At 66.4% G+C, this 22,785-nt stretch carries 15 protein-coding genes; 5 read left to right on the plus strand and 10 right to left on the minus strand.

What is annotated here, in order from left to right; translation table 11 throughout:
* Positions 1-37: 37 nt before the first annotated feature.
* The 8 genes from AC1D14_RS02520 to AC1D14_RS02555 form a co-directional block, all read right to left on the minus strand.
* Positions 38-2,566, minus strand: coding sequence for a transglutaminase-like domain-containing protein (locus tag AC1D14_RS02520; protein ID WP_476968008.1), 2,529 nt, complete (start codon positions 2,564-2,566; stop codon positions 38-40).
* Positions 2,563-3,930 (minus strand): DUF58 domain-containing protein, encoded by a 1,368-nt coding sequence (locus AC1D14_RS02525; protein ID WP_476968009.1) that lies wholly within the window; start codon positions 3,928-3,930, stop codon positions 2,563-2,565. Before AC1D14_RS02525 ends, AC1D14_RS02520 begins: the two co-directional genes overlap by 4 nt.
* Before the next feature lie 70 nt (positions 3,931-4,000).
* Positions 4,001-4,972 (minus strand): AAA family ATPase, encoded by a 972-nt coding sequence (locus tag AC1D14_RS02530; RefSeq protein ID WP_476968010.1) that lies wholly within the window; start codon positions 4,970-4,972, stop codon positions 4,001-4,003.
* 78 nt (positions 4,973-5,050) lie between these two features.
* Positions 5,051-11,155 carry an Ig-like domain-containing protein gene (locus AC1D14_RS02535; RefSeq protein ID WP_476968011.1) on the minus strand — a complete coding sequence of 2,035 codons (6,105 nt, stop codon included), beginning with the start codon at positions 11,153-11,155 and terminating at the stop codon, positions 5,051-5,053.
* A 239-nt stretch (positions 11,156-11,394) separates the two neighbouring features.
* Positions 11,395-12,504: an adenylate/guanylate cyclase domain-containing protein gene (locus AC1D14_RS02540; RefSeq protein WP_230119924.1), complete on the minus strand. Its 1,110-nt coding sequence runs from the start codon at positions 12,502-12,504 to the stop codon at positions 11,395-11,397.
* A gap of 10 nt (positions 12,505-12,514) precedes the next feature.
* Entirely contained in the window at positions 12,515-13,114 is a 600-nt protein-coding gene (locus AC1D14_RS02545) for a PH domain-containing protein (protein WP_230119910.1), read from the minus strand.
* Positions 13,107-14,066, minus strand: a complete 960-nt coding sequence (locus AC1D14_RS02550; protein ID WP_476968012.1) for a biotin--[acetyl-CoA-carboxylase] ligase — start codon at positions 14,064-14,066, stop codon at positions 13,107-13,109. The genes AC1D14_RS02545 and AC1D14_RS02550 overlap by 8 nt, the downstream gene beginning before the upstream one ends.
* A gap of 60 nt (positions 14,067-14,126) precedes the next feature.
* Entirely contained in the window at positions 14,127-15,014 is an 888-nt protein-coding gene (locus tag AC1D14_RS02555; RefSeq protein ID WP_476968013.1) for an SDR family oxidoreductase, read from the minus strand.
* A gap of 231 nt (positions 15,015-15,245) precedes the next feature.
* On the opposite strand from AC1D14_RS02555, the gene AC1D14_RS02560 reads away from it, so the two are divergent.
* The 3 genes from AC1D14_RS02560 to AC1D14_RS02570 are packed head-to-tail and all read left to right on the plus strand — an operon-like array spanning position 15,246 to position 18,841.
* The gene (locus AC1D14_RS02560; RefSeq protein WP_476968014.1) at positions 15,246-16,829 is read left to right on the plus strand and encodes an acyl-CoA carboxylase subunit beta; all 1,584 of its coding nucleotides are present in this window, start codon (positions 15,246-15,248) and stop codon (positions 16,827-16,829) included.
* Between the two features lie 23 nt (positions 16,830-16,852).
* On the plus strand, positions 16,853-17,098 hold the full coding sequence (locus AC1D14_RS02565; protein ID WP_230119925.1) for an acyl-CoA carboxylase subunit epsilon: 246 nt from the start codon (positions 16,853-16,855) through the stop codon (positions 17,096-17,098).
* A 57-nt stretch (positions 17,099-17,155) separates the two neighbouring features.
* The gene (locus AC1D14_RS02570; protein ID WP_476968015.1) at positions 17,156-18,841 is read left to right on the plus strand and encodes a DUF885 domain-containing protein; all 1,686 of its coding nucleotides are present in this window, start codon (positions 17,156-17,158) and stop codon (positions 18,839-18,841) included.
* Between the two features lie 572 nt (positions 18,842-19,413).
* On the opposite strand, the gene AC1D14_RS02575 is transcribed toward AC1D14_RS02570, so the two are convergent.
* Positions 19,414-19,812, minus strand: a complete 399-nt coding sequence (locus tag AC1D14_RS02575; protein ID WP_476968016.1) for a hypothetical protein — start codon at positions 19,810-19,812, stop codon at positions 19,414-19,416.
* Between the two features lie 679 nt (positions 19,813-20,491).
* On the opposite strand from AC1D14_RS02575, the gene AC1D14_RS02580 reads away from it, so the two are divergent.
* The gene (locus AC1D14_RS02580) at positions 20,492-21,106 is read left to right on the plus strand and encodes a dihydrofolate reductase family protein (protein ID WP_230119916.1); all 615 of its coding nucleotides are present in this window, start codon (positions 20,492-20,494) and stop codon (positions 21,104-21,106) included.
* Positions 21,107-21,384: 278 nt separating this feature from the next.
* Entirely contained in the window at positions 21,385-22,089 is a 705-nt protein-coding gene (locus tag AC1D14_RS02585) for an alpha/beta fold hydrolase (RefSeq protein ID WP_230119926.1), read from the plus strand.
* A 52-nt stretch (positions 22,090-22,141) separates the two neighbouring features.
* On the opposite strand, the gene AC1D14_RS02590 is transcribed toward AC1D14_RS02585, so the two are convergent.
* A complete protein-coding gene (locus AC1D14_RS02590; protein WP_476880929.1) occupies positions 22,142-22,705 on the minus strand; it encodes a hypothetical protein in 564 nt (187 codons plus the stop codon).
* Positions 22,706-22,785 lie beyond the last annotated feature (80 nt).

Below are 22,785 nucleotides of genomic sequence, written 5' to 3' on the forward strand. Positions count from 1 at the left end.
GCAGCGGCCGCAGCGCTTCCGCTGCTCCGTCGAGCCGTTAGTCATGATCGGTCCCGGCATGGTCTGTTTGCTTCCCGGCGTCCCCGGCTGCCGTGCGCCGCACTGTGGCCGACGCCCACAGCCGCCGGACACTGAAGGCGCCCCTCGCATTGAAGGCGCCCCTGACATTGGTGGCGCGACGGCGGTTGAGAGCGCTCCGGGCGTCGCCCAGCAGCGATCTCGGCGAGAAGCGCGCCTGCTGGCGCCGCCAGAAGCCCACCGTTCCAGTCATTTCCTTGAGCGACCCGTCAACGATGGTCCAATACTCGCGGACATCTTCCTCGCTGGGTTGGCCGGCGCCGAAAATCGAAGCGTCCGCCCGGTGCGCAAGCAGTGTGGTGGTGGCACTCGTGCTCGGAAAGGTCTCGGCGACCATGGCTGCCGACTCACGCCGCGTCGCGCGGCTGTCCACGGCCGCGCCCATGTCGGTGGCCAGACTCAGCACCTCGTTCCAGCCGCCGCCCACGCGTTGCGCAGGGTGTCCGTCCGTGAATCGGGCCCTTCGCCGCCGCGACTTCAGCAGGGCGATGAGCACCAGCGGGATGGCAAGGATTCCGAGCGGAATCATGGCAATGCCGATGGCGCTGAGGATCGGTCCCCAAAAGAGCCACGGGTTGTTCTTCTTTTCGTCGGCGTCCAGCGCGTCAGGTGAGGAGTCCGGTGGAAGATCGGCCGGTTCCTGCGGCGGGGGCGGTGGCTGCAGGACCTGAGGCTTGGGCTTTGACTTATTTTCGGGGTCCGGCGGGATGGGGATGTTGTCCTTGGGCGGCGTGGGGTCGAAGGTGACCCAGCCGACACGGTCGAAGGCCACCTCCACCCAGGCATGGACGTCCTTGCCCAGGATCTTGATTTCGCCGGCACCGTTTTCGGGGCTCTTCGGGTCCGGGTAAAAGCCCATGACCACGCGCGCGGGCATCCCCAGGTGGCGAAGCATGAGGGACATGGCCACGGCGTATTGTTCGTCGTCGCCGAGCATTTGCTTGGCAGTCAGCAGGTCGCGGATGCGGGCGGCGCTGTGTCCGGACACGCTCGGCAGCTGTCCGTCAGCGATGAGTCCGTTACTGAAGGCACCCGCCTTCTGGAAATGGGCTTCGATCTGCCGGACCCGGTCAATGGCCGTGGGGGCATCGGCCGAGAGATCGTTGGCCTGGGCACCAACCACCGGCGGGACCTCGGAGGCGTCCGGGAGCGTCACCTTGGCGAAGTCGTATTGGGTCAGCTGGCCGTGTTCGAGTTTTACCGGATCCGAGACCTGGACGGTGTAGGAATCACCCGTGGACAGGCCTTTCGTGGTCACTGCCGTGTCGGTTCCGGAATTGAAATACAGCCCTGACGCAGCGCTCGCGGAGCCCGGGGCGAAGCTGAGGCCGGTGGTCTTCCTGCCGCCGGGAACGAAGTAGCCCTGGTAGTCCGCCACCGTGATGTCCAGGGTGTACTCGTTCGTGGGGACAGTTCCCGTGGGATCCGCCAGTGTGTTGATCGACTTGGCGTCGCCCACCTTGCTGAAGTTGCCCGACCCGTTCGGGTCCATGGTGTAGTTGGTGCCGTTAAAGGCATCGAGCGCGCCCAGCCGGACGCGGGCATCCTTGGGGAGCCCCTTGACGACAAACAGTGCGTCGTCCTTCTTGTCCTTGACGAAGTTGCGGAAGCTCGCCAAAGGCGTGACGTAGTCCTTGGGATCAAACGGCGGCACAACAACGTTGCGCAAGACCCTGCGTTCGTCGCCTGCGGAGATCAGTGGCGATACAGCTGCCGTGACGCCCACCGTCGCCGCAATGACGGCGGCCCCCGCAGCGAGCCGCCGCGTCCGGACCCGTGCGGCGGTATCGGCGTCGTGCTGGGGACGGTTGACCGACACCTTGCGCGTGTCGGTGCTCCGCAGGCAGTCCCGGCGGAAGGACGCCCACGCAATGGCCACCACAGTCAGGGCAACGCCCCTTTCCACCGTCAGGAACCCCGCATTGGTGCTGAAGGCGATGCCGGTGACAAACAGGAGCAGCACGGGCAGCAGGGGCCAGTACGGGCTCCTGAGCCGCCAGGTCAGCACTCCTGCGGCAACCGCGGCGATGAGCGAGCTGAGGAAGGGGACGATCAGCACTCCCCCGGCCGTACCCACCGGAACCCCGACGGTGAGCATGTCCTTCCAGGCGAAAACGACTCCCAGAAGGAGCGTCCGAAGCGAGTCCGGGCTCGGGATGACTCCGGCGATGGCTGCGCCCGGCACGGCGAGGGCGGTGCCACAAACCAGATACGCGCCGAGTGCCAGGGCGGTGGTGATCAGAAGCCCCAGCCGGAAATGCGCGTTGCAGGCAGCAATGGCCAGGCCAAGAATGATGCCGCCGAATCCTGCCACGAGATAGTACGGGTCGCCGCCGAAGCTGAGGCTGAACCCGAGGACGCCAAGGCCCAGCAGGACGGTGAGCGCACCGGCGTCGAGCAGGAAATGCCACGGCGGCTGGCCGCCGGCGAAGGCGGACGACGGCGGCGAAGCCTGCCGCCGCCGTCGGAGTCCTGTTGCCTGGCTCATGCGGCTGCCTTTCGCAGGACGGCGGGAAGGTCTGACAGGTCGCCGAGGGTCAGCACCGTAAGGTCGGCGATATTCGCCCGCGCCGGTGCAGCATGCTCGTCCACCCGCACGGCAAGGCTGCGGACGCCCGGCGGCACCGAGGCGGCCGCAGAGCGGAGCTGGGTTGGCGTCACACGGCTGCCCACCACGAAGAACACGACGGACGCGTTGGGGACGGTGTCCGCCAGGGTCCGGGCGAGGTCGACGGCGGTCTTCCGCAGCGGGGTGCCCACGATCCGGGTCATGCCGTCGAGCATGGTGCGGCCCGTCTCGCAGCGGAGCGGCCCCGCCTGTGTCAGGACGTCCAGTTCGCGCTGTTCGCGGATGGCCTGCCGGCCGATCGAGGCTGCCGCGGAGATGGCCATTTCAAATTCGTGTTCGGAGGCGTACTCATCGGTGTTGATGGACAGTGAGACGGCCAGGTGGGCGCGGCGGGTTTCCTCGAACTGGCGCACCATGAGCTTGCCGGTCCGCGCGGTGGTCTTCCAGTGGATGTGGCGCCGGTCATCGCCCGGCACATAGTCGCGCAGCGCGTGGAACGATACGTCTGCGCTGGAAAGATCGGTGGTGGGCATGCCCTCAAGGTCGCGGATGAATCCGGCCGCGGAACCGGCCAGCGCCACCGTTTTCGGGTGGACGTAGAGGTCCTCGGGCTCCGTCCAGAGGACCTGGCGGCGCAGCAGGTGCAGCGGATCGGCCCGGACAGAACGCACGGGCCCCACCACGATGACCGAACGGCGTGCAGTGGGAATGGTGAACAGGTCCTCGTGCACCTGCTGCGGCTTCATGCGCGGCAGGTGGAAGACGGCCGTCGCCGAGCCAACCGGCAGTTCCAGATCTGCGGGCAGCAGAGGCCGCGCGGAGGTGTTGGACACCACAATGCTCCCCACTGCGCTGTCCCCCAACGCCACCCGGGTACGGGCCAGATCCAGCAGGACGCCGTACGAGGACCTGCCCAGGATAAAACCGACGGCGATGACGAACAGCACGAGCGCTGCGATGGCCGCGGCCTTGGCCTCCTGCCAGCCGTAAGCCTGTCCGGCAGTCCACAGGAGGACCGCTGCCCCGACAACAGACCAGCCGAGGACGCTCACGACCGCCAGCACGGGCTGGATACGGCGTGTCCACCACCGGCTGACCGCACGCCAGGCCGGAACCAGGGCCAGGCCGGCTATGCTGCCGGCCTCTGACCATACTGCCGACGGGTGAAGCCTGCCGGGCCCGCCTGCCTTCGTGACGGGCCGCCCTTCGCCGAAGGGGCGCCGTTCGCCGAACGGCCGGCGGATGCGGTCAGCAAGCCTGGTAAAGGGAGTGCCGGAGGACATGTGGAAACCTTTGTTAGCGATGCTTCGGTGGGTGTCGGTTCGGTAGCTGCCGTGCTTTAGGGGCCGCGTCCTAGACTGCCGCGCGCTGCTGCGGAGCGGCGACGTCGGCCAGTACCCGGGAGAGGACGGCCTCAGGGGTGGCCCCGGAGAACTCGGCCTCGGGGTCCATGACGAAGCGGTGGGTCCAGACCACCGCCGCGAGGTCCTTGATGTCGTCCGGCAGGACGAAATTGCGCCCCTGGCCCGCCGCCCAGACCTTGGCTGCCCGGACCATGGCCAGCGCGCCGCGGACGGAAACGCCGAGGCGGGTCTCCGGGGCATTGCGCGTCTCCTCGCAGAGCCGGGAGATGTACTCGAGCACCGCGGTGTCCACGTGGGTGGTTGCGGCGAGGTCGGCCATGTCCGCCACTGCCTGGGTGGTGATGACCGGCTGCAGGCCCTTGGAGCGGTCCCTGAGGTTGGTGCCGCCCAGCAGCTGGACCGTGGAGGCGTGGTCCGGGTACCCGATGGAGGTCTTGATGAGGAAGCGGTCCAGCTGTGCCTCGGGCAGCCGGTAGGTGCCGGCCTGCTCGATCGGGTTCTGGGTGGCCATCACCATGAACGGGCGGCCGGCCTCGTAGGTGGTGCCGTCCACCGTAACGCGGGATTCCTCCATGACCTCAAGCAGCGCCGACTGGGTCTTGGGCGATGCGCGGTTGATCTCGTCGGCAAGGACGATGTTGCTGAAGACCGGGCCCTTGTGGAACTCGAACTTCTGCGTTTTCTGGTCGTAGATGGTCACGCCCGTCACGTCCGAGGGCAGCAGGTCCGGGGTGAACTGGATACGGTTGTTGGATCCCTTGACAGTCGCTGCCAGGGCGCGAGCCAGCGACGTCTTACCGGTCCCTGGGGCGTCCTCGAACAGGACATGCCCCTCGGCGAACATGGCTGTGAAGGTCAGGCGGATGACGTGAGCCTTGCCCAGAACCGCCTGCCCCACGTTGGCCACGAGCTTCTCAAAGGTGGCTGCAAACCACTCGGCCTGCTCGGTTGTCATGGTCATGTGTCGGTCCTCTTCCGTCCGGCCTGCACTTGCAAGCTAAATCCGTGATGCTTCATGTGTCCTGCGTGGCTCGAGGGATCAGCACTGGCCCACGCCGGGGCCTCTGACGTCCACCGTGATGCCTTTGACGTACCAGCCGGAGTGCGGGCCGCCGTTCATCTTGTACCACCGGCCGTTGTTGTTGTAGATGTCGGCCCAGCAGGGTGTGGCGATCCAGCCGTCCGAATAGGACACCCAGTTGGCGTCGCTCCCGCCGCAGCTGCGGGTTGCGGCGTTGTACCGGTCCGGGACGCCTGGCTTGCCGGGGCAGCTGTTGTTGTCGCTTCTCTTGACCCTGACCTCAGTCAGCGGAGGTGCGGGATCGGCCCCCGAAGTGGAGGCTGCGGTGTCGGCCGCGCCGCAGTCCTTGATCCCGTTGGTGCCGTTGCAGGCGCGGACCGCCAGTGTATGCCGCTGGCCCCAGCCGCCGCCGGAGTGGTTGTACTGCCGGGTCAGGCCGACGGACTTGAAGCCGGTGCCGTCATAGTTGACCTCATAGCGGTTGATGGGCCGCCCGTTGTTGTTGGGTGCGCTCCATGTCCAGTGCACCTGGGGGTCTCCCTTGGCAGACGTCTCGCCGGAAACCGCCGGCGTGGCGGGCGGGCCGTACGGCACTGCTGATCCAATCGCCTTGGCGTCCCCGGACACGTTGTTCTTAGTGGACGTGGCGATGATGTTGACTGTCACGTTCCTGCCGTTGGGCTGGTTCGTGATGGTTCCTCCGCCGGCGGCAATGGGCCCTGAGCCGTAGGCGGTGGACCAGCGGTAGCGGATTTCATCGGCTTGGGAGCCGTTGCGCTGGGCTTCGGTCAGCGGCGTGAACGTCACGTCCAGCTGTCCGCTGTTTCCCGGCGCGCGCACGCTGCCGCTGTTGGCCGTGCCCGGCTTTCCTGCAGCGCGTATGGCCGCCGACTGGGCGCTGGTCCCGGACGTTCCCGCTTTGTTGGTGGCCGACACAGTGAAGGTGTAGTCGGTTTCGGAGTTTGCCACCGAAACGTTCAGGGACGTTCCGGAAGCCACCTGCTGGCTCTTGACCGCGGTCCCTCCGCGCAGTGTTGTCAGCGTGTAGGCGGACACGGCGTCGCCGTTGTTGTTTGGCGCGGTCCAGTTCACCTGCAGCTGGCTCTGGTTGCCCACGGAACCGGCGCCGGAAACTGTCGGCGCGGCCGGTGTCACGGGGACTCCGGCTGGGGTTTCCGCGGCGGAGTAGGGGCTCCATTCGGAAGGGTCCTTGGCGTCGTTCTTGGCCAGGACGCGCACTTTGTAGGCAACGCCGTTCTGGAGGCCCTTCCAGACGTAGGTCGCGGCCGTGAGGTTCTGGATCTGCGCATTCTGCCCGGCGGGCGCCGGCGAAATCTCGAGGTCGTAGGACTTGACCGGCGAGCCCTTGCTGGCCGGCGCCTTCCACGTGATGGTGAGCTGCTTGTCGCCAAACTTCATCGCGGGAGCAAGAGGGGTGTCGGGCTTGACGTCGGGGCGGACCTCAGCCGAGACCGGCGAACGATCGGAGTCGCCGAAGTCGTTCGTGGCCGTGACCTGGAAGTGGTATTTGGTGTTGTTCACCAGGTTGTTCAGGGTGCACGAGTTGGCCGGGCAATCCTGCCGGTAGCCGCCCTCGCCGTAGACCGTGTACTTGGTGATGGGTGAGCCGCGGTCCGCGGGTGCGGTCCAGTTCAGCAGGGCGGTCTGGTCACCGACACTTTGCGCCTGCGGCGTGGTGGGCGCAAGCGGCTTGTCCTTGACAGTCAGCCGGATCCGGGCCGTGGCGTAGCGGGAGGCTTCGTCGGTCTTATCCGCCACGGTGTAGGACACAATGAGCGTTCCGGAAAAACCGGCCGACGGCGTGACCGTCACCGAGTCCCCCGAGGTGGCCGCCGAGCCCTGGCCGGTTTCGGTCGCCACGCCAATGATCTTGAGGGGCACGTCCGGGAAGGGGTTGGAGTCGTTCGCCAGCACCTTCACAGTCACGGGCTTGCCGGCCGCCGCATCGGCCTCGATGTCGTCGTTGGCCACCGCCTTGGCGCGGTTGGAGGCAGTGACAGAGAGGCGGAACGTTGCGACGGCTTCCAGCCCGCGCGGGTCCTTCGCCTTGACCTGCACAGAGCCGGCCTCGCCCGGACGCACCCCGTCCCTCGCCGAGACCTTCAGGGATGCGCCGTCAATGTCCGCGCTGAAGCCCTGCGGCACCGCGCCGAGGACTTCGTACTTCATGTTCGGCACGTCGTCCCGGTCCGGGTCGGAGGTCAGCCCGGCCAGGTCTGTGCGCGCTGAGTCGCCCTGCGGGACGTCGACGGCTCCGCCCAGCAGCGCAGGCGGGTTGTTTCGGTTCGGATCAGGCAGGACCTTGGTCCGGATGCTCAGGGTGGACTTCAGGCCGGCAGGATCATCAGGGCCAGAGCCGTCCGTGACTTCAAAGCTGATGGACCCCGGGCCCACGTAATCCTTGCCTGCGGTGTACTTGACTGCGGTGCCGTTGCCTGCCACGGGGTCGCTGCCGTCCGCCCCGATGAGCTTGATCCGGTCGGTCTGGGTCAGGCGGGGTGAACGGCCTTCCCGGACTTTCACCCACTCCGCCAGGTTTGCCGTGACGGACTGGCCGGCAATGACCTCCAGGACGTCGTCCTTGGCGAGGGTCGGGACCTGCTGCCCGATGCCCGGCACCCAGATAATCGCGGTGGACTTCTTGCCGTCAACGTCCTCGACGCTGTACGGCACCAACTGCGGCTGCTCGGTCAGTTCGACGATCATGTTGCCGTCCTTGCCCGGGCGGGCGGTTTCGCTCCCGCTGGTGACCTTTAGGTTCTCACCGACGCCATCCGGGTCTTCGTCGTTTTTCAGCACAGGGACGTCGACGGCGGTTTTGCCCAGGGTCTGGGCAGACGTCACCCGGTCATCCCTGGCGATGGGCGCCTGGAGCGGGACCTTGCTGTCCACTTGCATGGTGATGGCCGCCTGCGCAGAGGCGCCGCGCTCGTCGGCGACGGTGTAGCGGACGTTGACGGTGCCCTCAGCTGCGGGTGCCTGCAGGAGAATGCGGCCGCTTTGCTTGCTGACTTCGGCCTTGAGTGCGGCGTCCGCCTCGATGCCGTCGCCCAGGATGCGGATCAGGTCGCCGTCGGGGTCGGTGTCGTTGCCGGCGGCGTCAACGGCGATCTGCCGGCCGGGGCGGACTTTGACCTCATCGTCCACGGGCGTGGGCTTCTGGTTGGTATCGCCCCGCGGCGCGATGCCCACGGTCACGGTGCCCGTGTTCACGGCCCCCTGCCGGTCCACCACCTTGTAGCGGAAGGAATCTGTCCCGCCGCCGTCTCCGGCTGCGACAAAGTCGATGAAGTTGCTTCCGGCCGTCGCGGTGCCCATGCCGGGCGTGCTGTCGATGCCGGTGAGCTGGACGGAGTCGCCGTCGGGGTCTATGCCGTCCAGCGGCACCGGGATGCGCACGGTGCCTGCGGCGACTACGCGGGCTGTCAGGTTCCTGGGCTGCGGACGGGAGTTCTCGGCACCCTCCAGGGGCAGGATGTGGATGGTGACGGCTGCAGCGCTCTTCTGGCCCTGCGGGTCCACGGCGTTGTAGATGGCCCGCACGGTCTTGGGTTGGCTTCCGGCGATGAACCGGAGGGTATTTTCCGACACGAAGCTCTTGCCGTCCTCGGCGGCCACGGGCTGGGGCAGGAGCGGGTCCACGGTCAGTTTTTCGCCCTGCGGATGGGTGTCGTTGTCCAGCACGGGTATGGTGACCACGTCGTTGACGCGGACGTTGACTTCATCGGGTTTGGGCTGCGGCGCCTCCACCACCGCAGGAGCGGGAACCGGGACAACGGAGACGCTGCCTGTGGCGGACGTCCTGCCGTTTGACATGGTGTAGCGGAACAGGAACGGGTCCTTGGCGCCGGCGATGTCGGTGATCCGCAGGACGCTGTGATCGAGCACGCTGACCGACGCGGTGGTATTTTCCGGCAGTGAGACGGATTGCAGCACCAGGACGCCGCCGGACGGATCGGAATCGTTGGCGAGAGGGTCCAGGAGCACACTGCCGCCCACCGGCATGAGGGCGACGTCGTGCACTGCCACGGGCTTTCCCGTGTCCTTGCCTGATTCGACGTCCACCCGGATCAAGCCCTGGCTGCTCTGCGGACCGTTGCTGGCAATGTACGTCAGGTAGACGGGGCCGGGAGTCCGGCTGCGGAAGGTGAAGGTCCCGCCGTCCGTGACGGGGCCGAGTTCCGCGGGCCCGCTGGCCTCCACCTGAGCGAGGCGCAGGGCGCCGCCGTTGGGGTCGACGTCGTTCTTCAGGGGCGCGATGACAAGGTCCTGGCCGACGACGGCGGTCACATGGTCGGCGTTGACGACGGGCGCCAGGGCGCCAGGCGGCTGGACGTTCACCACCACTTTTCCGGTGGTGGTGGCCCGTCCGTCCCACACGGATACCGTGACGCTTTTCTTGCCGGCAGTTGCCCCAGAGTCCTGGAAGGTGAGCAGCCCGTCGCGACGGACCTTCACCTGGTCCTGCTCGTTATCGGCGGTCGCTGACATGAGGACGAGGTCGTCGCCGTCGGGATCCGCCCAGTCCGTGAGGATGTTCTGGCTCACGGTCTTGCCCTGCTCCACGAGCAGGGTGGTGGGATCGCCGCGCTTGAAGGCCGGCGGCCTGTTCTCGTCCGGGCCCACCACGTTCAGCGTGACCTTGCCGCCGGCAGACAGCCCGCGGCCGTCGGCCGCGCTGTAGTCGAAGGCCTCCGTCCCGGGTGCAGCGTCGGCGGGGACGGTGATCTGGAACGCTGATCCGCCGTAGATGCTTTCGAGGCTCCCCGATTTTGGGCTCTCGTTCCCCACGGAGGCGGTGAGGACGTCGCCGTCGGGGTCGGAGTCGTTGTCCAGCACGCTCAGGACGGTGGTGCGGCCGGGCCGTACGCCGACGGCGTCGGATTTGGTTACCGGGGGACGGTTCGGTTTGGTGCGGTCCGGCAGGATGTTGATGGTGTTGTTGTCCGCGGATTCCTCGTCCTGGTCATCGGATTGGTTCTTCGGCGGAACCACATCGTCCCAGTTGTTGACCAGCTGCATGTTCTGGTTGACCAGCCAGACGTTCCCGGAATTGACGTCGTTGAGCACCACGACGTCACGGTTGACGCGGAACACGTAGCTTGGCGACGCGCTGGCCTTGGGGACCGCCACGTTTTTGTCGTCCGAGTCGTTGGCGCAGTCGCGGACATACTTGTTTGCACCGGACCAGGCGGCGTGCACGCAGCCGCCAAGTTGCACGGGGGCAGCGGGAACGCCCTGCCCGCCAAAGGTGACGGTCTTCGCCGTCGAGCCGTCCAGCGGCTGCTTCAGCAGCGCCTTGGGAGTGGCCAAGGCCACGGACTCCGACGCCGGACCGGACTGCTGGAGCTTCGCGTCCCGCGCGTCCGGCAAAGCCACCTCGCGGCCGCCCGGAAGGAACAGCCGGCCGGCGGCGGCATCCAGGGCCACCGGCTGGTCCCCCACCACAGCAAGCTGGAGATCGCCCGCGCCCTTCAGTCCGTTCCACGTGCTGGACTGGGTATCGGTGGGTTCGCCGTTGGAGTTCACGGCGGTGACCGTCACCTGCCCGGTTTTGGGATCCGCGGAATAGACCCTGTCATCGGACCCGACGGCGGACACCAGCCCCTGCGAGCCCGCCACCGCCGGATCGCTGGACTCCTCATCGAAGGCATTGACGGTTGACGGCGACATCGCCCACATCTTGCCGGCGGCGGGGTCCGTGACGGAGATGACCTCTGTGCCGAAGCTGACCTGCGCAGAGCCCGGAAGCTTTTTGTCCCCGCCCAGCCGCATGTTGGCCGCAGAAACCTGGTTCAGGGTTGAGCCCGACGCGTCATCAACAAACACTTTGCCGGCGTTCTGCAGGACGTCGAACGTGGTGCTGGCCGGGGTCACGGCTCCGTCCAGGACGCGTGACGGGTAGTTCAGCCGGCCCACGGCGTTACGGGCCTTGCTGACCACCCATACGCCGCCGTCGTTCAGGTCCACCTCGGTGGTTTTGAAGCCAGGGTAGATGACGGCGCCGGCCACGAGGGCTGCTGCGGCCGCGGAAAAAACGGTACCGGTGATGAGCTTGTTGCGGCGGTTCCTGAGCCCCAGCCTGCCGAACAAAGTTGACACAGCGTTATTATTCCCCCGAAATCACAGCCGCCTGAGTGCAGCCTGCGGGCCCCTGGTGAACACCAGAGGCCGTGACATTCCGCCACTCCCCCATAGAGACGCCGGAACAATTCTGAGTTTCGACTATTACATGGGCGCTGGCGGCTTGTCCAAGGAAAGCCCGGTGCGGGGCTCTCCGTTACCCGGCAAGCCTACCCACGGGCGCTGCGATCCGCGATGGGGAGGGCTGCCCACTGGCCTCAGTCCAGGACCAGGCCCTTGCCCTGGCCCCGTGCCAGCATCACGGGCTGGATCTCGCCGAAGCCGCGGACGTTCTCCGCTTCCTTGGGGAGGAGGACAAAGCGCTCGTCCCGGTCGAGGGCGGCGGCGGTCATGGAGTCCACCAGCACAGTGCCCGGATCAGCCAGCGTCGTCAGGCGCGCGGCAAGGTTGACTGTGGGCCCGTAGATGTCGCCCAGACGGGACAGAATCCGTCCCCACACCATCGCAACCCGGGCCTCGGGAAGGATTTCGTCCCTGGTGAAGGCCTCAGCCAACGCCAGTGAGATCTCCGCGCCGGCCGCGGGGGTCTCGGCGATGTAGAGCACTTCGTCGCCCACGGTCTTCACAAGCCGGCCGCCGCCTACGGAGATGATCTCGGCGCATTTGTTTTCAAACCGCTGCACCAGCTTGGCCAGGGTCTTTTCGTTCATCCGGCGGGAAAGGCTTGTGTAGGACACCAGGTCGGCGAAGCCCACGGCCCGCGCCAGGGGCAGCGGAGCGTCGTCCTCGTCCCCTTCGCGGCCTTCCTCACTGGCTTGAAGCCCGGCCTCGGCCCGGACGGCCAGTCGCTGGACAGCCGCGTTAAGCTGGCGCCGCCACGAGTAGACGAGCATCTCCTCAAGCGGGTCCACAAGCGCGGGAAGCTCGTTCACGAGGCGCTTGCGGGCCATGGCGTCCGTGACGCCCTGCTCATGGACCATGTCCTCCACGAGTGCCTCGATCTGCCAGACCACCATCCGGTCGGTCATCTGGCCGATGGCGCGTGTGACGGAAATGGCTGCCTCTTCGGTGAGCTTGCCGGTGCGGACAAGGTCCACCACGGTATTCAGGGCGGCCTGGTCGCGTTCGGTGAAGGCAACGTCATCGTCACCGAGGTTGGGGAACCCGAGGGCGCGCCACAGCTTCCGCGCCGACAGCAGCGAGAGTCCGGCACCACCGGCCACTTCGCGGCGGCGCAGCTTGCGCTCACCGCCGAGCAGCCTGGTCTCCAGGGCCTTCATGGCTATCCGCTCGGCGGACATGGTTCCGGTGGGAGGAGACCCGACGGCGGCATCGGTCACCTCGCCGGCACCCTGTCCCTGGCTCATGCGCTGATCCTCATCGCTCATCTCTTCCACCTTCTCTCACATCCCGCGGAAACCCGGCGTCGGACTCGTCCGCCGCGTGACCCCATTCAAAAAACTCTTCCTTCGGAAGCTCGTCCAGCGCGTCCAGTACGAACCTGTGAAACGTGGCCACTTCCGGCACATCCCGGAGCACGGCGCTGAATTGGTGCCCGGCATCCAAGGATATAGTCCCCGAGCGCAACATCCGCTGGAGCACGGTCTGGGTGACCGTGACATTACGCACCGACGCCAGGAACACCTGCTGGTCGCGCCGGCGGAGCATGCCGTAGCGCGCCAGTATCCTCCGGTTCGTCAGGAAGTAGCGCGTGCCCTGCCACCGCAGCAGCCGCGGCAGGCAATAGCCGCACATGGCCCACAGCGCGGCGAGCACACATCCGGTCACCAGCCAGAAGGTCCAGTCGGCGGAAACCACCGGAAGCAAGCTCCGCAGCCCGCCCCGGATGATCCAGGCGCTGGCGAAGGCGGCGAGCGCCGGGACGAGAATGAACACCACCGCCGGCATGAATAGCATCCTGGGCTGCGGGCGGGTCACGACTATGACCTGCTCCCCCGGCAGAAGGTCTTTACGCATTGCCGCTTTCCGTGGACGCCCCCGGCGGGGACCAGGGACGCAGGTGGACCACGTCGCCGGCCGTCACCACATGCTCGTGGGCCGAGGCGTCCACCACCAGGAGGGAGCCTGAGTCGTCGAGCCGGGACGCATGCCCGGTGATTTCGTGGTCGCCGGGGAGGTGCGCGCGCACCTGCTGGCCCAGCGTCACCATGACGGCTTCAACCCGCTTGTGGAGTGAGGGACCGCCGGCGAGACCGGCTGTGGGGTCGCCGTCGGCGTTGCAGAAACTGCGGTAGAGCGTACAGAAGCGGGACAGGTAGCTTTTCAGGAGTGCGGTGCGGTCCACTGTCCCGGCCCGTTCAAGCTGAACCGAGGTGGCGGTGGGGATCGGCAGTTCCGGCTCGGTCAGGGTGACGTTCAGCCCGGTGCCCAGGATCACGGGGGGCACGGAGCCGTCCCCCATCGGACCGAGCTGGGCCAGGATGCCGGCGATCTTCTTACCCCGGACCAGGACGTCGTTGGGCCATTTGAGTTCAGCCCGCAGCCCGGCAGTCTCCAGCAGTGCGTCCCGGAGCGCGAGGGCGGCCAAGAGCGAGAGCCAGGAGTAGGTCTGTGTGGGCAGCGGCCGGCCGTCCGCGTTGACGGGTCGAAGGACGATCGAGACCAGGACTGAGCTGCGCGCGGGCGCCTCCCAGATGCGGTCGAGCCTCCCGCGGGCGGCCGTCTGGTGCTCGGCGGTGAGGACGGCAAGGTCCTGCCACGCCTTGGGCTCGACGGTGACGGCGCGCAGGAGGTCGGCGTTGGTGGAGCCGGTGGTCTCCACCACCTCAAGCTGGGAGATGCCGTGTGCGGACAGGAATTCCACGCTGGACAGGGCATCCCGGTCCAGGGCGGGGCGCTCCGGCAGCCCCTTCGCTCCGGTCAGGTTTTCCTGCGCTTCAGGGCTTTCGTCAGGGCGTGCGGCATCCATAGTTGCATCCTATCGAGTTGCCGGGCAGGAGCGGCCGATCCGGGTCAGCAGCCAGGGAAATCAGAGGAAGATGTCAGGAACCAGCCGATCCTCGGCGGCGCCCAGGCTGTAGGGCCGGAAATCAGTCACACCCGTGGCGGCAAGCACCTGTTCATCCGTGTAGAAGTTCCCCGTTGCCGCGGCGCCCTCCTTGACGTTGCTGCCGGTCAGCACGGCGTGGGCCGCGTCCGCCATGATTTGGGGGCCGCGGGCGGCTTGGACGATCGCCTCCCCTCCCGGCATGTTCCGGATGGCGGCGGTATCAATCAGGGTGCAGGGCCACAGTGAGTTGACGCGGACGCCGTCCGCTTTGAGCTCTTCCGCCAGGCCCAGGGTGGTCAGGCTCATGCCGTACTTGGCCATGGTGTAGGCGAGATGCATGCCTGCCCACTTGGGGTCAAGGTTCAGGGGCGGCGAGAGCGTGAGGATGTGGCCGCCGTCGGATTTTCGCAGCGCAGGCAGGGCCAGCTTGGACAGCAGGAAGGTGCCCCGGACGTTGATGTCCTGCATGAGGTCGTACCGCTTCATGTCCACTGCGTCCGTCCGGGACAGATCAATGGCTGACGCGTTGTTGATCACTATGTCGATCCCGCCAAAGCGTTCGACGGCGGCGGCGACTGCGCGCGCGACGTCGTCGTCATTGCGGACGTCCCCGACCAGGGGAAGAGCCTTTCCGCCGGCGGCTTCGACCTCCCCGGCGGCGCTGAAGACAGTGCCCTGGAGTTTCGCGTGGGGCTGGCCGGTCTTGGCCAGCAGCACCACGTTGGCACCGTCGCGCGCCGCGCGCAGCGCGATCGCCAGGCCTATGCCGCGGCTCCCGCCGGACATCAGAATGGTGCGGCCCTGAAGCGAACCGGCGGCTTGGTAGGGCGTTGCAGTGGGAGGAAAAGCATCATCGCTTGAAGTCATAGGGACACTCTAGCCGCATTATGTTACCGGCGAGTAACATGCATGTCCCCGCCGCCGCCACGGACGAAAATTGTAGGATCCCTACAGCGGCCTGCGCAATAAGCGTCACTAGACTAGCCATCAGGGCCTTTGATTTGTACGGAAGCTACTTAACGGAGTTTCTCACCATCGCAACAGGTGCCCGCGTTACGCTGCTACAGCACCGATCAGCTACAGAGCCGGAGACACTTCATGAGCCACGATCTGACCACGACGGCGGGAAAGATTGCCGATTTCCGCGACCGCCAGGCCAGCGCAGAGCAGCCCTCCGGCCCGGAAGCGATCGAGAAGCAGCATGCCCGCGGCAAGAACACCGCCCGCGAGCGCATCGACCTGCTCGTGGACGCCGGCTCCTTCGTCGAGTTCGATGCCCTGGCCGTGCACCGCTCCACAGCGTTCGGCATGGAAAAGAAGAAGCCGCTGGGCGACGGCGTCGTGTCCGGCTACGGCACCGTGGACGGACGCCTTGTGGCGCTCTACAGCCAGGACTTCAGCGTCTACGGCGGTTCGCTGAGCCAGGTTAACGGCGAAAAGATTGTCAAGGTCCAGGAGTTCGCGCTGCGCAACGGCTGCCCGGTGGTGGGCATCAACGACGGCGGCGGCGCCCGCATCCAGGAGGGTGTGGCCTCGCTGGCGATGTTCGCGGACATCTTCCGCAACAACGTGCACGCCTCCGGCGTCGTCCCGCAGATCTCCCTCATCATGGGCCCCTGCGCCGGCGGCGCCGCGTACTCCCCGGCCCTCACCGACTATGTGGTGATGGTGGACAAGACCTCCCACATGTTCATCACCGGCCCCGACGTCATCAAGACCGTCACCGGCGAGGATGTGGACATGGAGACGCTGGGCGGCGCCCGGCAGCACAATGCGACCACGGGCACCTCCACCTACCTGGCGTCGGATGAAGCCGATGCGATCGAGTTCGTCCGGGAACTGCTGGACTTCCTGCCCTCCAACAACCTTTCCGAGGCCCCCGTCCTGGAGCACCAGCAGGACCTGGAGCTCGACGACGACGACCTCGCCCTGGACACGCTGATCCCGGACTCGGCGAACCAGCCGTACGACATGCGCAAGGTCATCGAGCAGATCGTCGACGACGCCCACTTCCTGGAGATGCAGTCCCTGTACGCCCCGAACGTGATCATCGGCTACGGCCGGGTCGAGGGCCACACTGTCGGCATCGTGGCCAACCAGCCCATGCAGTTCGCCGGCACCCTGGACATCTCGGCCTCCGAGAAGGCAGCACGCTTTGTGCGGCACTGCGACGCCTTCAACGTTCCCATCATCACCCTCGTGGACGTGCCGGGCTTCCTGCCGGGCAAGGACCAGGAGTTCCAGGGCATCATCCGCCGCGGCGCCAAACTCCTGTACGCCTACGCCGAGGCCACGGTGCCCAAGCTCACCGTGATCACGCGGAAGGCCTACGGCGGCGCCTACATCGTGATGGGCTCCAAGAAGCTCGGCGCCGACCTCAACCTCGCCTGGCCCACTGCCCAGATCGGCGTCATGGGCGCTCAGGGTGCCGTCAACATCCTCTACCGGCGCGAGCTCGCCGCCGTCGCCGAGGCGGGCGGGGACGTTGAGGCCAGGCGCGCCGACGTCATCCGGCAGTACGAGGAGGAGCTGCTCAACCCGTACCAAGCTGCGGAACTCGGTTATCTTGACGCGGTCATCGCCCCGTCGGACACCCGGCTGCAGATTATCAAGGGACTCCGGGCGCTCCGCGACAAGCGCGCCAGCCTCCCCACCAAGAAGCACGGAAACATCCCGCTGTGACCCCGGCAACCGATCCATCGGAAATTCCGGCCGCAAAGCGGCCGGTTGAGCCCGTCGAAACCGCGGCGCCCGAAACCCCGCTCTTCTCGGTCGTCAAGGGAGAACCGACGCCCGAGGAGCTGGCGGCGCTGACCGCCGTCGTCCTTTCCATCGGCTCAGCCGAGACGGCCGATTCCACGAAGCCAAGCGTTCGCCACTGGGTGCGCCGGGAGCAGCTGCGGCTGGCGCCGACACCCGGTCCGGGCGCCTGGAAGCGAAGCCGGGGCTAGCCCCCGCAAAGTTCAGTAAGTCTTTCATAACTGGGCTTCCGCGGTTAGTCTCTTGGGGTGACTAGTGAAACCTCAGCGCCCGTGCGCCCCAAAACCGCCATCGATGCCGTCGCAGACGCCTACACGGACACGCTCATCCGGCTCGATCCGAGCCTTGCCACCACCCTGGGCGTGCCTGGCCACGACACGGAGTTTCAGGACTTTTCGCCTGCCGGGATCGAAGAATTCGCTGCCGCAGCCCGCGAGACCCTCGATGCCCTCGCTGGGCTGGCTCCCGTGGACGACGTGGACGCCGTCACGCTGGATGCCCTGCGTGAACGCCTCGGGCTGCAGCTGGAGTTCCACGAATCGGGCTGGGATACCGCCGAACTGAACAACATTGAATCTCCGGCCCAGAACATCCGCTCCATCTTCGACCTCATGCCCACGGAGACTGAGGAGCACTGGGAACACATAGCCGGCAGGGCCGGCAACGTACCCGGCGCCATCCGCGGCTACATCGAGTCCCTCCGCTCAGCCAGGCAAGCCGGTCGGGTATCCGCTTCGCGCCAGGTATCGATCGTCATCGAACAGGCCACCAAGTACGCAGCAGCTGACGGCTTTTTCGCGAAGCTCGCGGCCGGCGCCAAGACCGCCGACGGCCCCCTGCCGGCCGGGCCCCAGGAAAAACTCGACGCCGGCACTGCCGCCGCCCGGACCGCGTATGCCGGACTCGCAGCGTTCCTCAAGGATGAACTTCTGCCCGCCGCCCCCGAAAAGGACGCCGTCGGAAGGGAGCGGTACGCCCTGGCCTCCCGCGGTTTCCTCGGGGCGGCCGTGGACCTGGAGGAAACGTATGCGTGGGGCATCGGGGAACTGGAGCGGATCATCACCGCGCAGGAAGCCGTTGCCAGGGAGATCCGGCCCGGGGCTTCCATCGCGGAAGCCAAGGAAATCCTGAACGGCGATCCGTCCCGCCAGCTGAAGGGCACCGATGCCCTGAAGGCGTGGATGCAGGAGCTTTCGGACCGTGCCGTGGCCGACCTGGCCGACGTTCACTTTGAAATCCCGGATGTCATGAAGACTCTGGAGTGCCTCATCGCTCCGACAGACGAGGGCGGCATCTACTACACCGGCCCGTCGGACGACTTTAGCCGTCCCGGACGCATGTGGTGGTCCGTGCCGGCCGGCGAGGACACGTTCACCACCTGGGCGGAAACCACCACCGTGTTCCACGAGGGCGTGCCCGGGCATCACCTCCAGATCGCCACTGCCGTCTACCGGCGCGAACTCCTGAACAGCTGGCGCCGCAACGTCTGCTGGACCTCCGGACACGGCGAAGGCTGGGCACTGTACGCGGAAAAGCTGATGGAGGAGCTTGGCTACCTCAAGGATCCCGGCGACCACATGGGCATGCTGGACATGCAGCGGATGCGGGCTGCCCGCGTGGTCTTCGACATCGGCCTCCACCTGGAGCTAGAGGTACCGGCGCGCTGGGGATCAGGTACGTGGACGCCGGAAAAGGGCTTCGACTTCCTCAAAGCCAACCTGGAGATCAGCGAGGGGCAGCTGCAGTTCGAATTCGCCCGCTACCTCGGCTGGCCGGGCCAGGCACCGTCCTACAAAGTGGGCCAACGGCTGTGGGAGCAGATCCGTTCGGAACTGGAATCCCGGCCCGGCTTTGATCTCAAGGCGTTCCACACCAAGGCACTGAACATCGGGTCCGTCGGGCTCGACACACTCAAGCGCGCGATGCTCGGGTAGGTCTCACGCTGATTGAGCCTGTCGAAATCCCGGGCCCAACCGCCCACCGCTGATTGAGCCTGTCGAAATCCCGGGCCCAACCGCCCACCGCTGATTGAGCCTGTCGAAATCCCGGGCCCAACCGCCCACCGCTGATTGAGCCTGTCGAAATCCCGGGCCAACCGCCCACCGCTGATTGAGCCTGTCGAAATCCCGGGCCCAACCGCCCACCGCTGATTGAGCCTGTCGAAATCCCGGGCCCGGGGAGATGTCTGCCATATGCGCTGTGGGAACTGCTTCACAAAGCGTTGGATTGGTGCCGAATGTACTGCGATCACAGCGTGACGGGCAGAGAGCACTTAGGCTTCTCGGTCACCTTCGCCATTGGAGCGAACGCTGGACTGTGCCTGATCACCGTCCTGCTCGTGGCACTGCTGCTGCGTAAACCGGCGAAGTCATGATCCTTGCCCCCTAGCGATTCGCCTTCGAATGGCTAGGGGGCAAAATTGTCCTCGTAGGTTCCTCGAACCGAATAGCGGAGCCGATGATCAGCTGGCCCAGCGGGCCGATGTCGGGGCAGTGAACGTCGCTATTTAATAATCCTCTGCGACCACTTGCTCGCTTGCTGCCACTCGGACGCACTCCAGCACGGGTGTCCGGAGTACGTCTTCGATGCACTCTGCAGATCCCCCTACGTACACGCTGCGCGCATAGATGTCATTGCCGACTGCCCAGGAACCGTCCTCGGGGATCCACCAGAGAGGCATATCCGCCTCTCTAGCCGCCGCAGATGGGCCCACATCTGCAAGCGAACCGTGCAGCACATGCATCTGCCTGCCATAAGAGCCAAGGACAGTCTCCGAACCACGGTAGGCATCATTTAGGCCGGCGTAACCCTCCCACGCAAGAAAATAGACAGGGTCTGGAGTCTGGGTGTGTTCACCCAAAACGGACGCCAACGCAGCCGCTACCTCCATGTCGATGCCGCCCATTATCGGGTCCAAGCGGGGCAGTCCAGAGGCACCGGGCTGGATGGCGACATCCCGCCATTGCGTGCGACCGGTAATAGTGGCGGCCTTTCCAGCCACTTCTGTCCAGCTCCTGGAGACTCCGGTAGCGCGAGCAGGGTTGAAGACCCGGCAAAATGCTGGAAGGTCCATGGGAAAGAACTCAGACACAGTGAGTTCCGTTTTTGCATTTCCACCGCGCATTTCAGAAAGCCAGGAAGGGAGAGCTGATCGCGCCGGCGTCTTCATTCCGACATGGTAGTCCTACTGTCCTAAATCGAATCGCAGGAGTTGTGGTGGCATCCAGAACGCCAGGATCAGAAGCGCAGAGGCAACCGGGGGCAATGGTCCGGAGAATATTTCCGACAACTTATCCCAGCCGGCAGCAACCAGATCGCCGCGGGTGACAATCCGAATGAAATGGCAAATACAAGAACGGTCAGTACCGCTTCTGCGAGTCGAATCGTGGCTGGTCTTGACCAGATTCGGCCCACTCGTGGGCGAATTGGGGGGCCGCGATTGAATTGAAGGCCGGATGGGCTTAGGAGGAAACCCTGTCGGCGACCCGCCGCCGGAGGCGGTCGGCGAGGATGCCATCCCGTGCTAGCATCGCCACAATCCACACGCGACCGCATGCAAGTCGCATTGACTCAGGAGGTTCGCGGTGCCAGACACCACCTGCCACATGTCAATCTCGCTGGACGGCTTCGTCGCCGGGCCGGACCAGAGCCGCGAGGACCCTCTGGGCAAGCGGGGGCTGGAGCTGCACGGCTGGCACATCGGCGACCCGCGAGCGAACCATGCCGACAAGGTCGCGAACGAGTGGCTCATGCGCCCGCGGGGCGCGTATGTAATGGGTCGGAACATGTTCGGCCCGATCCGCGGGGACTGGGATGAGGAATGGACCGGGTGGTGGGGAGCCGAACCGCCGTACCACGCGCCGGTGTTCGTGTTGACCCATCACGGCCATGACCCCATCCAGATGGACGGCGGGACGACCTTCCACTTCGTCACCGAGGGCTTCGACGCGGCCTACTCCGCAGCGTGCCAGGCCGCCGGGGACAACGGCGTGGACATCGCCGGTGGGGCCTCGACCGTCCGACAGGCACTCATCGCCGGCGTGATCGACGAGCTCACCCTCGACATCGCACCGGTCCTGCTCGGTTCGGGCGAGCGCATCTTCGACGGGGTTGAATCCTTCGGCTTCGAACCCGCCGAGGTGCTTCACTCACCGCTGACCACCCACATCCGCTATCGCCGGCGTCAGCTAACTCCGTAGGCGCTGCCGGCCTCCCGCACGGCTGTCAACGTGGCCGGGCAGGCCCTCGTACCCGCCCTTGTGGCCAAGCGCCGGGGCATCCTGGACGAGGCGCTCTGCACCGCACCCCCCGCTCCAGTGATCCCTTCTCGGATGACTCCCCCGCGGATGACCGGGCAGCCGCCGATGGTTCCGCCGCGGCTGCGCAGGGCCGGGAGCTGGCCGACCCCAGGCATAGCTTAAGCCGAATCGCCGCCGGGGCACCTGCCGTGCGCGGGCGTTGGGGTAGGGTACCGTCCATGGACGTCATCCTGGTTCCCGGATTCTGGCTGGACGCTTCTTCGTGGTCGGAGGTGACGCCCCCGCTCGTCGCGGCGGGGCACCGCGTCCACCCCATGACGCTGCCCGGCCTGGAGGCAGCAGACGCACCGCGTGCCGGCATAGGCTTGCGCGACCACATCGACGCCGTCGTGGCGGCGGTAGACGCGCTCGACGGCCCGGTGGTGCTGGTGGGCCACTCGGGCGGTGGCGCGATCATCCATGGCGCCATCGACAGGCGTCCGGACCGCGTGGTTCATGCCATCTACGTGGACAGCGGTCCGCTGGGAGAGGGCGGCGTCATCAACGACCAACTACCGGCCGAAGGGGACGACGTGCCGCTTCCGCCGTGGGACGGCTTCGACGACGAGGACCTCGTCGATCTGGACGACGGGCTGCGGACCATGTTCCGGGCACGCGCCATCCCGGAGCCCAAAGGCGTGGCTTATGACCGGCAGCATCTTCATGACGAGCGGCGTTACGAAGTCCCGGCCACCGTGATCGCCTGCGAGTTCCCGACGACCCTGCTCACCGAGTGGATGGACGCGGGCCACCCGTACGTGGAGGAATTGGCACGCATACGCGACGTCGAGCTGGTGGACCTGCCAACGGGGCACTGGCCGCAGTTCACCAAGCCGGCCGAACTGGGCGCGGCTATCCTGGCCGCGGTCAACCGCGCCTCATAGCCCGCGCCGGACAGGGCACGCAGCATTCGGAAGCGGCGCAGCATTCGGAAGGCTAGTGGCCGCCGCCGATCACGCCGTTTTCGACCGCCTTAGTCACCGCGTCCGCCTCAGCCTGCGTCAGCGTGCCGTCAGTAACCGCCTGGTCGAGGCGCGACTTCAAAGCTGCCGCCCGGCTCTTCTGCGCCTCAGTGCGCAGTTCTTCCAGTGCGGTCTTGACCTTGGCCTCGTCTATTCCGAGGGACTGTGCCAGCGATGCGGCCAATGCCGACTCCATCGCAGCCTGGTCCGGCTTTTGCCCGTCGGCGCGGGGCGCAGAAGGCCGGTTTGCATCACGGAATGTCCTTAGCGCGTCGGCGACCTTGGCCTGATCGACGCCCAGTTTGGACGCGAGCGCCGCGGCCCTATCGCCGTGTTCCCCGTGACCGTGTCCGTGCCCATGCCTGCCCCCGCCGTCGAACCGCTGCGCGTCGGGAGCATTGCCGGAAGGGCTACTGGAGCTGGGCGTTGGAGTCGGAGTGGCCGTCGAGGCGGCAGCCATTCCCGTCACGCCAAACCCGGCACCAAGCGCCACGGCCGCCATGCCAAGGCTAAGTGCCATTTTCTTCGTACGCTTCATGATCTCTCTCCTGGATCTGCCTTACGGAGACGACGGCTCCATCCTCGCCGGCCGTACCGGCCATGAGACCAGCTTGCACC

Source organism: Arthrobacter sp. P1_B11, assembly GCF_056406715.1.

Coding starts and splice junctions, on each gene's coding strand:
- AC1D14_RS02550 (WP_476968012.1), bottom strand. CDS start 14,066: ATGGATGCCGCACGCCCTGACGAAAGCCCTGAAGCGCAGGAAAACCTG.
- AC1D14_RS02540 (WP_230119924.1), bottom strand. CDS start 12,504: ATGAGCCAGGGACAGGGTGCCGGCGAGGTGACCGATGCCGCCGTCGGG.
- AC1D14_RS02530 (WP_476968010.1), bottom strand. CDS start 4,972: ATGACCATGACAACCGAGCAGGCCGAGTGGTTTGCAGCCACCTTTGAG.
- AC1D14_RS02520 (WP_476968008.1), bottom strand. CDS start 2,566: ATGAGCCAGGCAACAGGACTCCGACGGCGGCGGCAGGCTTCGCCGCCG.
- AC1D14_RS02575 (WP_476968016.1), bottom strand. CDS start 19,812: ATGGGCGGCATCGACATGGAGGTAGCGGCTGCGTTGGCGTCCGTTTTG.
- AC1D14_RS02545 (WP_230119910.1), bottom strand. CDS start 13,114: ATGCGTAAAGACCTTCTGCCGGGGGAGCAGGTCATAGTCGTGACCCGC.
- AC1D14_RS02585 (WP_230119926.1), top strand. CDS start 21,385: ATGGACGTCATCCTGGTTCCCGGATTCTGGCTGGACGCTTCTTCGTGG.
- AC1D14_RS02525 (WP_476968009.1), bottom strand. CDS start 3,930: ATGTCCTCCGGCACTCCCTTTACCAGGCTTGCTGACCGCATCCGCCGG.
- AC1D14_RS02555 (WP_476968013.1), bottom strand. CDS start 15,014: ATGACTTCAAGCGATGATGCTTTTCCTCCCACTGCAACGCCCTACCAA.
- AC1D14_RS02560 (WP_476968014.1), top strand. CDS start 15,246: ATGAGCCACGATCTGACCACGACGGCGGGAAAGATTGCCGATTTCCGC.
- AC1D14_RS02590 (WP_476880929.1), bottom strand. CDS start 22,705: ATGAAGCGTACGAAGAAAATGGCACTTAGCCTTGGCATGGCGGCCGTG.